This is a genomic window from Caulobacter sp. GW822-FHT01G02 (assembly GCF_058802865.1).
Map to the genome: position 1 here is coordinate 676,166 of NZ_JBXAON010000001.1, position 12,120 is coordinate 688,285.

General features: G+C 69.5%; 9 protein-coding genes. All 9 read left to right on the forward strand.

The genetic code is table 11. The annotated features are described in order from the left end of the window. Positions 1 to 25: 25 nt before the first annotated feature. The 9 genes from fliM (at position 26) to AC1RNC_RS03150 (ending at position 11,807) form a co-directional block, all read left to right on the forward strand. The gene (gene fliM, locus AC1RNC_RS03110) at positions 26 to 1,168 is read left to right on the forward strand and encodes a flagellar motor switch protein FliM (RefSeq protein WP_492883629.1); all 1,143 of its coding nucleotides are present in this window, start codon (positions 26 to 28) and stop codon (positions 1,166 to 1,168) included. Then, positions 1,165 to 1,770: a DUF6468 domain-containing protein gene (locus tag AC1RNC_RS03115; RefSeq protein ID WP_492883631.1), complete on the forward strand. Its 606-nt coding sequence runs from the start codon at positions 1,165 to 1,167 to the stop codon at positions 1,768 to 1,770. The genes fliM and AC1RNC_RS03115 overlap by 4 nt, the downstream gene beginning before the upstream one ends. Beyond that, positions 1,767 to 2,588, forward strand: coding sequence for a MotE family protein (locus AC1RNC_RS03120; RefSeq protein ID WP_492883633.1), 822 nt, complete (start codon positions 1,767 to 1,769; stop codon positions 2,586 to 2,588). Before AC1RNC_RS03115 ends, AC1RNC_RS03120 begins: the two co-directional genes overlap by 4 nt. A gap of 9 nt (positions 2,589 to 2,597) precedes the next feature. Next, positions 2,598 to 5,471, forward strand: a complete 2,874-nt coding sequence (locus AC1RNC_RS03125) for a tetratricopeptide repeat protein (RefSeq protein WP_492883635.1) — start codon at positions 2,598 to 2,600, stop codon at positions 5,469 to 5,471. Positions 5,472 to 5,704: 233 nt separating this feature from the next. Further along, a complete protein-coding gene (gene zwf / locus AC1RNC_RS03130) occupies positions 5,705 to 7,168 on the forward strand; it encodes a glucose-6-phosphate dehydrogenase (RefSeq protein ID WP_492883637.1) in 1,464 nt (487 codons plus the stop codon). 2 nt (positions 7,169 to 7,170) lie between these two features. After that, on the forward strand, positions 7,171 to 7,878 hold the full coding sequence (gene pgl / locus AC1RNC_RS03135; RefSeq protein WP_492883639.1) for a 6-phosphogluconolactonase: 708 nt from the start codon (positions 7,171 to 7,173) through the stop codon (positions 7,876 to 7,878). A gap of 5 nt (positions 7,879 to 7,883) precedes the next feature. Then, positions 7,884 to 9,692 (forward strand): phosphogluconate dehydratase, encoded by a 1,809-nt coding sequence (edd, locus tag AC1RNC_RS03140; RefSeq protein ID WP_492883641.1) that lies wholly within the window; start codon positions 7,884 to 7,886, stop codon positions 9,690 to 9,692. A gap of 14 nt (positions 9,693 to 9,706) precedes the next feature. After that, positions 9,707 to 10,702, forward strand: a complete 996-nt coding sequence (gene glk, locus AC1RNC_RS03145; RefSeq protein WP_492883643.1) for a glucokinase — start codon at positions 9,707 to 9,709, stop codon at positions 10,700 to 10,702. Between the two features lie 85 nt (positions 10,703 to 10,787). Then, positions 10,788 to 11,807 (forward strand): LacI family DNA-binding transcriptional regulator, encoded by a 1,020-nt coding sequence (locus AC1RNC_RS03150; RefSeq protein WP_492883645.1) that lies wholly within the window; start codon positions 10,788 to 10,790, stop codon positions 11,805 to 11,807. Positions 11,808 to 12,120 lie beyond the last annotated feature (313 nt).

Consider the following 12,120-nt stretch of genomic DNA (forward strand, 5'->3'; position numbering starts at 1 on the left):
CTTCGGGCCGGTTGGGCGAACCATCATGGCGGACGAAATCGACGATCAGGCCGCGATGGCCCAATGGGCCTCGCAAAATCCCCCCGGCGCCTTCGGTGAAGGCGACGCCGGCGGCGGCACGAACGAATTCGGCGACTTTTCCGGCGGCATGGGCGGCTGGGACGACGGCGCCGGCGAAGGCGGCTCCGAGCGCATCCTGAACCAGGACGAGATCGACAGCCTGCTGGGCTTCGATCTCTCCGGCGACGGCGGCGAGGACCGCACGGGCATTCGCGCCATCATCAACTCGGCGCTGGTCTCGTACGAGCGCCTGCCGATGCTGGAAATCGTCTTCGACCGCCTGGTGCGGTTGATGACGACCAGCTTGCGGAACTTCACGTCCGACAACGTCGAGGTCAGCCTCGACAACATCAGCTCGATACGCTTTGGCGACTATCTGAACTCGATCCCGCTGCCGGCCATCCTGGCGGTGTTCCGCGCCGAGGAACTGGACAACTACGGCCTGCTGACGGTCGACTCCAACCTGATCTATTCGATCGTCGACGTGCTGCTGGGCGGCCGTCGCGGCACGGCCGCGATGCGCATCGAGGGCCGTCCCTACACCACGATCGAGCGCGTGCTGGTGCAGCGGATGATCGAGGTGGTGCTGCATGACCTGAAGAGCGCCTTCGAGCCGCTGCATCCGGTCAGTTTCTCGCTGGACCGCCTGGAGACCAACCCGCGCTTCGCCGCCATCGCCCGGCCGGCCAACGCCGCGATCCTGGTCAAGCTGCGCATCGACATGGAGGACCGCGGCGGCCGCATCGAGCTGCTGCTGCCCTACGCCACGCTGGAACCCATCCGGAAGATGCTGCTGCAGCAGTTCATGGGTGAGAAGTTCGGCCGCGACAACATCTGGGAAGGCCACTTGGCCACCGAGCTGTGGACCACGCAGATGGAGGTCCGCGCCGTGCTCGACGAACAGCAGGTGCCGCTGTCGCGCGTGCTCAACATGCAGATCGGCGACACGCTGATGCTGAACGCCACACCCGACAGCCTGGTCGAGCTGCGCGCGGGGGCCATCCCGCTAACGCGCGGCCGCATGGGCCGCCGCAACCACTCGATCGCCGTGCGGGCCGAGGCGCCGCTGACGCCCGCCGCCAAGAAGGCCGTGCAGAAGCTGAAATGAGCCTCGTCGCCTTCGCCATGAACGGGTTCCTGGCCGTGCTGCTGATCGCGGCGCTGGTCTTCGGCTGGCGTCTCGAGCGTCGCCTGAAGGCGCTGCGCGACAGCCATGAGGGCTTCGCCAAGGCGGTGGCCGATCTGGACAACGCCGCGGCCCGCGCCGAACAGGGCCTGGCCGACCTGCGCGCGGCCACCGACGAAGCCGCCGAGACCCTGGCGATGCGAATCGAGCGCGCCCAGGCCCTGGCCGCCCAGCTGGGCGAGATCGTTGATCGTCCGCCGTCCGCGCCGACCTTGGCTGCGAAAGCGCGGCCGCAAGCCCCAGCCGAGCGTCCCGCGCCGCGCCTGAGCCGCGAGACGCCGCCGGCCCCCGCACCGCAGGAGGAGCGCCGCCTGTCGGCCGCCGACTTCGAGCGCCTGCTGGACCGCGAGGACCGCGTCGAGCGCGCCGCCCGCGGCGAACCCGTTTCGCGCCCGACTTCGCGTCCCGGCGTCGCGCCAAGACAGACCAACGAAACGCCGCGTTCACGGGCGCGGATCGATGATGACCTCTTCGACGGACCGGGCGAAAGCCCGTCCGCCAACCCCAGGGCTCCCCGCCGATGAAGAACGTTCCGCGCATCCTCCCCCTGGTCGGCGTCGCCGTCGGCGGGGTGCTGGCGATCAACGCCATGGCCGGCGCCAAGTCGCTGCCCGACCTGATGAGCGGGGCCAAGGCCTTCGCCGAGGGTGTCGCCGACAAGAAGGACGCCAAGGGCGGCGAAGAGGCTCCGTCGGCCGTTGGCGCCGGCCAGCCAGCCGCCGCCAACGCGCCGCCGCCGCGCGTCTGTGCCCCGTCGGCCGACGCCCTGGCCAAGGAGGCCGGCCTTTCGCCCGCCGAGCTGCGCGTGCTGCAGAGCCTGGGCGCCCGTCGCGGCCAGTTGGACCAGCGCGAGCAGGACATCGACGTCCAGCTGCAGCTGCTGGCCGCCGCCGAAGCCAAGCTCGACGCCAAGATGAAGGCCCTGACCGGGCTGAAGGGCGACATCTCCGGCCTGCTGGGCCAGGTCGACGCCCAGAAGCAGGCCGAGGTCGATCGCCTGGTCACGGTCTACCAGGGCATGAAGCCCAAGGACGCCGCCGCCCGCATGACCCTGCTGTCGGACGAGGTGCGCTTGCCGATCGCCGCCAAGATGAAGGAACGGGCCCTGTCGCAGATCCTGGCCAACATGACCCCGGGCGACGCCAAGATCCTGACCGAACGCCTGGCCTCGCGCATGGCCAATCCGGTGGTCGAGAAGGGCAAGGCCGCGATCGCCGACAACGCCGCCACGCCAGCCGCTCCCGGCGCCGCGCCGAACAAGCAACAGGCGGACGCCGGCCTCGCCGGTGCGGCGGATCCCGCCGCGCCCAAGGCCAAGTCCGCCCCCAAGAAGGCCGGTTAAGGGAGGCCCATGATCCTTCGCCAGCTCCTGCGCTCCAGCGTCGCCGCCGCGGTCATCGCGGGGACGCTGGCGCCGTCCGTGTACGCCGCGCCGCCGCCGCCCGCGGCGCGCGCGTCTCTGGACGTGCGCGTGGCGCAGGCGGCGGACTTCTCGCGCATCGAGTTCCACTGGAGCGGCGGCGCGAAGCTCGTTTCCCATCGCGAGGGCCAGACCCTGGTGCTGCGGTTCAACCGCGACGCCAATCCCGATCTCTCGACCCTGAAGATCGCGCCGCCGCGCTGGCTGAAGGCCTCGGAGGCCCGTCACATCAACGGCGGGCTGGTAATTGTCATTACACTGACGGATGACGCCGACGCCCGGCTCGGCAACGCCGACGGCGTCGACTTCGTCAATCTGTTCGCCCGTCCCGGCGCGCCGCCGGCCAGCCAGACGCCGCCGCCGGCCGCCCCGATCGGCCGTCCCAATCCGATGCCCGCCGGCGGCGTGGTCAAGGTCGGCTTCGACCGTGAAGACCAGCAGGTCACGCTGTCGTTCGACTGGGCCGCGCCGGCCGGCGCCGCTGTCTTCCGGCGCGGCGAGGCGGTGTGGATCGTGTTCGACACGCCCGCGCGGCTGGATATCTCCAAACTGCCGTCGTCCAGCGTCCGCTATTCCAAGATCCAGGCCCTGAAGGGCGCTGACTACGCGGCGCTGCGCATCGTCACCCCGTCCGGCACGCCCTACGTGGCCGAAGGGCAGGGTGGGTTGTGGAAGATCAGCCTGGGTCCGGGGACGCAGGAGGCGCCGGACGTCATCAAGGTGGCGCGCGACGAGAGCGTACGCCCGGCCACCCTGTCGGCCGCCGTCTCCGGCGTCACCAAGCCGGTCTGGGTCGACGATCCCGCCGTCGGCGACAAGCTGATGGTGGCCCCGGCCCTGGCGCCGTCCAAGGGGCTGCCGTCGCGCCGTGACTATGTCGAGATGGCGCTGCTGCAGTCGGCGCAGGGCTTGGCCGCCGAGGCCTATGCCAGCGACCTGGTGGTCCAGGCCAGCGGCGACCTGCTGCGCATCGGCCGCCCCAAAGGCCTGATCCTCTCGCCGATCTCGGCCAACACCCCGCCGGAGGCCGCCGCCGCCGGCGCGCCGCAGCCGATGTCGATGCCCGCCCTGATCGACCTCGACAACTGGCCCAAGACCGGTTCGGGCGGTTTCCTGGCGCGCTACAACGCCCTGCAGGGCGCCGTCGCCGCCGCGCCCGACGGCGAGGGCAAGGACAGTGACCGCGCCGCCCGCATGTCGCTGGCCCGCTTCCTGGTCGGCTCGCAGATGTCGTTCGAGGCGATCGGCGTGCTCAACGCCGCGGGCCGCAAGCACCAGACCCTGCTGGGCGACGCCGAGTTCCGCGGCCTGCGCGGCGTGGCCAAGGTGTTCGCCGGCCGCCTGACCGAGGCCGACGCCGATTTCTCCTCGCCCGTGCTGTCCGACGATCCGTCCAGCGCCCTGTGGCGTGGCTACATCTCCGCCAAGCAAGGCCAGTGGGCCGACGCCCGCGCCAAGTTCGCCGGCGGCGGCCGGGCCCTCGATCTGTTCCCGCCGACCTGGCGCGCGCGCTTCCTGCACGCCCAGGCCCAGGCCGCGCTCGGCGTCGGCGACGTGACCGGCGCAATGCAGCTGATCAACCAGGCCCTGGCCGTGCCCAAGGTCCCGGTCGAGGACCAACTGGACATCCGCCTGACCCAGGCTCGCGCCTTCGAGGCCAAGGGCGAGAAAGTCCGAGCCCGTCGCATGTTCGAGGCCATCGCCAAGGCCCCGTACGACCGCATCGCCACCCCGGCCATGCTGCACGCGACCGAGCTTGGCTACGCCAAGGGCCAGATCACCGCCCAGAAGACCGCCGAGACGCTGAACCAGTTGCGCTATCGCTGGCGCGGCGACGGCGTCGAACTGGAGGTCATCCGCTCGCTGGGCCGTCTCTATATCGACCAGGGCCGCTATCGCGAGGCGCTGGAGGTGCTGCGCTCGGCCGGCCGCCAACTGCCCGACCGCCCCGAAGCCGTGGCGCTGCAGAACGACCTGTCGAACACCTTCCGGCAGCTGTTCCTGCAAGGCCTGGCCGACGGCATGCAGCCGGTCCAGGCCGTGGGGCTGTTCTACGACTTCCAGGACCTGACTCCGATCGGCGCCGACGGCGACCAGATGGTCCGCAACCTGGTGCGCCGCCTGGTCGACGTCGATCTGCTGGACGACGCCGGCAAGCTGCTGAAGTACCAGGTCGACAACCGCCTGAACGGCGTGCCCAAGGCCCAGGTCGCCACCGACCTGGCCTGGATCTACCTGATGAACAAGAAGCCGGAGGACGCGCTGGACGCGATCAACGCGACCCGCACCACCATCCTGCCGCCGGCCCTGAATGTCGAACGGCGCCTGGCCACCGCCCGCGCCCTGATGGGCCTGGGCCGCTTCGACGACGCGCTGGAGCTGATCGACAAGGACAACAGCCGCGACGGCCAGGAGATCCGCGCCGAGATCGCCTGGAAGCAGCACACCTGGCCGACGGCCGGGGCGCTGTACGAACGCTCTCTGGGCGACCGCTTCAAGACCCCGGGCGCGCTGAGCGCGGGCGACGAAGCCCGCCTGCTGCGCTCGGCCGTGGCCTACAGCCTGGCCGACGACGACGCCTCCCTGGCCCGCCTGCGCGCGCGCTGGTCGGGCTTTGTCGACAGCGCCGGCAACCCCGATGGCCTGCGCGTCGCGCTGCAGGGCATGAACGTCGAATCACTGTCGGCCTCGGACTTCAGCCGTGTCACCGCCGATAACGAGGCCTTCAACGGCTGGATCGGGCGGATGAAGGACAGGTTCCGCACCGGCCAGCCCGCCGGCTCGCCCGCCCGCGCGGGCAAATAGGGCAGGGGCTTCCACGGAAAGCCGTTTTTGACCGGATGACGAGGCACGACCGCCCTCTCGCCGGCCCGCGTCATCGAAAATTCACCCGCCAAAAGCCGATTGGTCTTATGGCGGGCGCCAGGCGTTTAGCCTAGTTAGGGCCGGCGCGAAGGCCCGGAGGGGCTGGCGGCTGGCGACCGCTTGCCTTTCCGCCGCAAGCATGTCATGACAACGTTGTCATAGGGTGGACGACATTGGCTAAGAAGAACCAAGACGCCGATAACGGGCGCGAAGTGCTGGTGCTGCTGGGCGGAGCGGGGGATCTGGCCCTGCGAATGCTGTTGCCTTCGCTGTATTTCCTGGAAGTCGACCGACTGCTGCCGCACGACTTGCGCATCGTCGGCGTGGCCCGCGCGGACCATACGCCCGAGAGCTACAAGGCCCTGGTCCGCGAGCAACTAGGCAAGCGCGCCACGGTGGAGGAGGCGGCCTGGAACCGCCTGGCCGCCCGTCTCGACTATGTCGCCGTCGACATCACCAAGGAAGAGGACACCAAGCGTCTGGCCGATCGGATCGGCCCGCATGAGACCATGGTCATCTTCTTCTCGCTGTCGCCCAGCCTGTATGGCGCGGCCTGTGTGGCGCTGCAGGCGGCCGGCCTGACGGGCCCGACCACGCGCCTCGTTCTCGAAAAGCCGATCGGCCGCGACCTGGAAAGCTCCAGGAAGACCAACGCCGCGGTCGGCGCGATCGTCGACGAAAGCCAGATCTTCCGGATCGACCACTATCTGGGCAAGGAGACGGTCCAGAACCTGACCGCCCTGCGCTTCGCCAACGTGCTGTTCGAGCCGCTGTGGGACCGCAACACCATCGACCACGTGCAGATCACCATCGCCGAGACCGAGAAGGTCGGCGACCGCTGGCCCTATTACGACGAGTACGGCGCGCTGCGGGACATGGTGCAGAACCACATGCTGCAGCTGCTGTGCCTGGTGGCCATGGAAGCGCCGTCGGGCTTCGACGCCGACGCCGTCCGTGACGAAAAGGTCAAGGTTCTCCGCAGCCTGCGTCCCTTCACGCGCGACAGCGTCGCCCACGACACCGTGCGCGGCCAGTACGTGGCCGGCGTCGTCGAGGGCTCCGCGCGGGTCGGCTATGTCGACGAAGTCGGCAAGCCCACCAAGACCGAGACCTTCGTGGCCATGAAGGTGGCGATCGACAACTGGCGCTGGGACGGCGTGCCGTTCTTCCTGCGCACCGGCAAGAACCTGCCCGACCGTCGCACCCAGATCGTCGTGCAGTTCAAGCCGCTGCCGCACAACATCTTCGGCCCGGCGACCAGCGGCGACCTGTGCTCGAACCGTCTGGTCATCGACCTGCAGCCGGACGAGAACATCATCCTGACCGTGATGAACAAACGCCCGGGCCTGTCGGAAGAGGGCATGCGCTTGCAGTCGCTGCCGCTGTCGCTGTCGTTCAGCCAGAGCGGCGGCCGCCGCCGCATCGCCTATGAGAAGCTGTTCCTGGACGTCTTCCGCGGCGACAGCACCCTGTTCGTGCGCCGCGACGAGGTCGAGGCCGCCTGGAAGTTCATCGACGACGTCTCGGCCGCCTGGGCCGACGCCAATATCGAGCCAGCGCACTACGCGGCGGGCACCTGGGGGCCGCAGTCGGCGCAGGGCCTGATCTCGCCCGGCGGCCGGTCGTGGAAGGCGTAAGCATGGCCCAATCCTCGCTTCCCAAGCCCGAGATCGAAGCCTTCCCGACCCGCGAGGCGCTGTACGACGCCGCCGCCTCGACCATCGTCGAGGCCCTGACCACGGCCGTGGCCGAGCATGGCCTGGCCGGCTTCGCGGCGACGGGCGGCTCCACGCCGGCCCCGGTCTATGATCGCCTGGCGACCCTGACCGCGCCCTGGGACAAGGTCATGGTCACCCTGACCGACGAGCGCTGGGTCCCGCCGACCGATCCCAGCAGCAACGAAGGCCTGGTGCGCCGTCACCTGCTGAGGGGGCGCGCGGCCAGCGCCGGCTTCTCGCCGCTGTATTTCGAAGGCGTCGGCCATGAGGAGGCGGCGCTGAAGGCCCAGGCCGGCGTCGCGTCCGCCACGCCGTTCGGCGCGGTGCTGCTGGGCATGGGTCCCGACGGCCACTTCGCCTCGCTGTTCCCCGGCTCGCCGGTGCTGGCGCGCGGTCTCGACCCTGAGTCCGACCGACTGGTGCTGGCCGTGCCGCCGGGCGATCCGGCCCCTGACATTCCCCGGATCAGCCTGACCTTCCAGGCGTTGACCCAGTCGGCGCTGATCGTGCTGCTGATCACCGGCCAGGCCAAGCGCGCCCTGCTGGACGGCGAGGTCGACCCGACCCTGCCGATCGCCGCCATTCTGAACCAGGACCGCGCCAAGGTCCGCATCCTCTGGGCGGAGTAGTCGCCATGAGCCTGAACCCGGTCATCGCTGAAGTCACCGCCCGCATCGTCGAGCGCAGCAAGGACAGCCGCGCGGCCTACCTTGCCAACATGCAGCACGCGATCGACAGCCAGCCGGGGCGGGCCAAGCTGTCCTGCGCCAACTGGGCGCACGCCTTCGCCGCCTCGCCGGGCGTTGACAAGGTCCGCGCCCTGGACCCGAACGCGCCGAACATCGGCATCGTCTCGGCCTATAACGACATGTTGTCGGCCCACCAGCCGCTGGAAGCCTATCCCGCGCTGATCAAGGCCGCGGCGCGTGAGGTCGGGGCCACCGCGCAGTTCGCCGGCGGCGTGCCAGCCATGTGCGATGGCGTCACCCAGGGGCGGCCGGGCATGGAGCTGTCGCTGTTCTCGCGCGAGGTCATCGCCATGGCCACGGCCGTGGCCCTGACCCATGACGCCTTCGACGCGGGCCTCTACCTCGGCGTTTGCGACAAGATCGTGCCGGGCCTGGTGATCGGCGCCCTGACCTTCAGTCACCTGCCGGCCCTGTTCGTGCCCGCCGGTCCGATGACTTCCGGTCTGCCGAACTCGGAAAAGGCCCGCATCCGCGCCCTCTACGCCGAGGGCAAGGTCGGCCGCGCCGAGCTGCTGGAAGCCGAGCAGGCCAGCTATCACGGCCCCGGCACCTGCACCTTCTACGGCACGGCCAACACCAACCAGATGCTGATGGAGCTGATGGGCTTCCATCTGCCCGGCTCCGCCTTCGTGCATCCGAACACGCCGCTGCGCGAGGCCCTGGTCAAGGAAGCCGCGCGCCGCGCCGCCGCCGTGACCAACAAGGGCAACGAGTTCCTTCCGGTCGGCCGGATGATCGACGAGAAGTCGATCGTCAATGGCGTGGTGGGCCTGATGGCCACCGGCGGCTCGACCAACCTAGCCCTGCACATCGTCGCCATGGCGCACGCGGCCGGCGTCCAGCTGACGCTGGAAGACCTGGACGACATCTCCAAGGCCACGCCGTTGCTGGCCCGGGTCTATCCGAACGGCGCCGCCGACGTGAACCACTTCCAGGCCGCCGGCGGCATGGCCTTCATCATCCGTGAGCTGCTGAAGGCTGGTCTCGTCCACGAGGACGTCCAGACCATCGCCGGCTCCGGCCTATCGCTCTACGCCCAGGAGCCGCACCTCGAGGACGGCGTTCTGAAGTGGCGCGAGGGCGCGACCGAGAGCCTGGACACCGCCATCGTCCGCCCGGTCTCCGATCCGTTCAACCCCGAGGGCGGCCTGCGCCTGCTGGCCGGCAACCTCGGCCGCGGCGTCATGAAGATCTCGGCCGTGAAGCCCGAGCACCACGTGATCACCGCCCCGGCCGCCGTGTTCCAGGAGCAGGAAGACTTCATCGCGGCCTTCAAGCGCGGCGAACTAGACCGCGACGTCGTTGTCGTCGTCCGCTTCCAGGGCCCGTCGGCCAACGGCATGCCGGAATTGCACAACCTGTCGCCGTCGATCTCGGTGCTGCTGGACCGGGGCTACAAGGTCGCCCTGGTCACCGATGGCCGCATGTCCGGCGCCTCGGGCAAGACCCCGGCCGCCATCCACGTGACGCCGGAAGCCGCCAAGGGCGGGCCATTGGCCTATGTCCAGGACGGCGATGTGATCAGCGTCAACGCCGAGACCGGCGAATTGAAGATCCTGGTGGACGAGGCGGTTCTGCGCGCCCGTACGCCAGCGAACGTCCCGGCGTCCAAGCCGGGCTTTGGTAGGGAACTGTTTGGATGGATGCGCAGCGGGGTCGGCGCCGCCGACGCCGGCGCGTCCGTCTTCGCTTGAGGAAGCGCATCGTCATGGACGGCAATCACAGCGTGGGGCTCGGCCTCGTCGGCGACATCGGCGGCACCAACGCCCGCTTCGCCCTGGTCGAATTCGACGGTCAGGACCCGCGCCTGATCGAGCCGACCACCTACAAGGGCGAGGACTACGGCACGGCCGAGGACGCCATTGAGCACTACCTCCAGAAGGTCGGCGTCCGCCATCCCGACCAGGCGGTGGTGGCCGTGGCCGGCCCGATCGAGCACGGCTCGGTCCATATGACCAATCTTGACTGGCGGATCTCGGAGGACAGCCTGCGTCGCGCCGGCGGTTTCCGGAACGCCAAGCTGATCAACGACTTCACCGCCCAGGCCCTGGCCGCGCCGCGCCTGAGTCCCAAGGACCTGCGCCAGGTCGGTCATCTGCCGACCTCGGGCGAGGGGGATCTGGCCATCCTCGGTCCGGGCACCGGCTTCGGCGTCGCCGGCCTGGTGCGCCGTCACGGCCAGGAGATCCCGCTGGCCACCGAGGGCGGCCACGTCGCCTTCGCGCCGGTCGACGCGATCGAGATCGAGGTGCTGCGCGCCCTGACCAAGCAGCTGGACGGCGGCCGCGTGTCGGTCGAGCGCATCCTGTCGGGTCCTGGCATGGAAGACCTGCACGTGGCCCTGGCCGAAGCCGAGGGCCGCAAGGTCGAGACCCTGGCCGCCAAGCAGATCACCGAGCGCGCGATCGAGGGCTGCACCGACAGCCTGGCCACGGTGAACCGCTTCTGCGCGGTGCTGGGTTCGACGGCCGGCGACATCGCCCTGACCCTGGGCGCGCGCGGCGGCGTGTTCATCGCCGGCGGCATCGCCCCCCGGATCATCGACATCCTGGAGACGAGCCCGTTCCGCGAGCGCTTCGACGCCAAGGGCCGCCTGTCGCACTACACCCAGTCCATTCCGACCCACGTCATCCTGCATCCGCACACCGCCCTGATCGGCGCGGCGGTGGCGATGACGCCGGAGGGCAGGGCGGCGGTTTCGTAGTCGTCTTCTTGGGGCTCGCCATGACAACCCTGTCATGGCTTAGTATCCGCCACGCCGGAGAGAATCGGCGCGACGAGGGATGGAATTGAGCGCCAAAGTCACGATCCACGACGTGGCCCGCGAGAGCGGGGTCTCGATCAAGACCGTTTCGCGGGTCCTCAACCGTGAGCCCAACGTCAAGGCCGACACCCGTGACAGGGTGCAGGCCGCCGTGGCGGCGTTGAACTATCGGCCCAACATCTCGGCCCGCAGCCTGGCGGGCTCGAAGGCCTATCTGATCGGCGTCTTCTTCGACAACCCCAGCCCCGGCTACGTCACCGACGTGCAACTGGGGGCCATCGCGCGGTGCCGGCAGGAGGGTTTCCACCTGATCGTCGAGCCGATCGACTCGACGGGCGACATCCAGGAACAGGTCCAGCCGATGCTGGCCACCCTGCGCATGGACGGGGTGATCCTGACCCCGCCGCTCAGCGACCATCCGCTGGTGCTCTCCGCGTTGGAGCAGGCGGGCGTCGCCTATGTCCGCATCGCGCCGGGCGGCGATATAGACCGCGCCCCGTGGGTCAGCATGGACGATCGCCTGGCCGCCTACGAGATGACCAAGCACCTGATCGGGCTGGGCCACCGCGACATCGGCTTCATCATCGGCCACCCCGACCACGGCGCCTCGCACCTGCGCCACCAGGGCTTCCTGGACGCCATGCGCGACAGCGGCCTGATCGTCCGCGACGATCGGGTGGAGCAGGGCTTCTTCTCGTTCCGCTCGGGCTTCGACGCGGCCGAGAAGCTGTTGGGCGGCGCCGATCGTCCGACCGCGATCTTCGCCTCCAACGACGACATGGCCCTGGGCGTGATGGCCGTGGCCAACCGCATGCGCCTGGACCTGCCGGCCCAGCTGTCGGTCGCCGGCTTCGACGACACGCCCGGCGCAAAGATCACCTGGCCGCAGCTCACCACCGTGCGCCAGCCGATCTTCGCCATGGCCGGCGCCGGCGCCGACATGCTGATGCACGGCGTGGAACAGGAGGAGGGCGCGCCGCCGCCCTCACGGGTTCTCGACTTCGAGCTGGTGGTCCGAGAGTCCACCGGACAGGCGCCCCGCTAAGGCGATGGAGCTGCTCGTTACGTGTTACCGCAATCATATTGGCCTTGACAGCGCTGTCCCATCGGCGCGACATCAGTTCGATCAAGACGGTCGTCCACGAAGGCGGCGTCGGAGGAAACGCCAATGACTTCGCCCGACAGCGCCCGTCGCGTCGTGCAGCCTGCCCGGTTTGAATGTCTCCATTCAAGCCGGATCAGCAGGCTCGCTCTCCCTGGAGAAGAGCGCGTTTCGCGCGCTCTCGACGCACGATCACTCCCCTCCAAGCGGGCCTGAACCGCTTCATCTTTCGCTCGGCGCGGTTTCCCGCAAGCGC

Excerpts from the sequence above, each read along its gene's own strand:
- AC1RNC_RS03115 (WP_492883631.1), top strand. The coding sequence starts at position 1,165 with ATGAGCCTCGTCGCCTTCGCCATGAACGGGTTCCTGGCCGTGCTGCTG.
- glk (WP_492883643.1), top strand. The coding sequence starts at position 9,707 with ATGGACGGCAATCACAGCGTGGGGCTCGGCCTCGTCGGCGACATCGGC.
- AC1RNC_RS03125 (WP_492883635.1), top strand. The coding sequence starts at position 2,598 with ATGATCCTTCGCCAGCTCCTGCGCTCCAGCGTCGCCGCCGCGGTCATC.
- fliM (WP_492883629.1), top strand. The coding sequence starts at position 26 with ATGGCGGACGAAATCGACGATCAGGCCGCGATGGCCCAATGGGCCTCG.
- edd (WP_492883641.1), top strand. The coding sequence starts at position 7,884 with ATGAGCCTGAACCCGGTCATCGCTGAAGTCACCGCCCGCATCGTCGAG.
- AC1RNC_RS03120 (WP_492883633.1), top strand. The coding sequence starts at position 1,767 with ATGAAGAACGTTCCGCGCATCCTCCCCCTGGTCGGCGTCGCCGTCGGC.
- pgl (WP_492883639.1), top strand. The coding sequence starts at position 7,171 with ATGGCCCAATCCTCGCTTCCCAAGCCCGAGATCGAAGCCTTCCCGACC.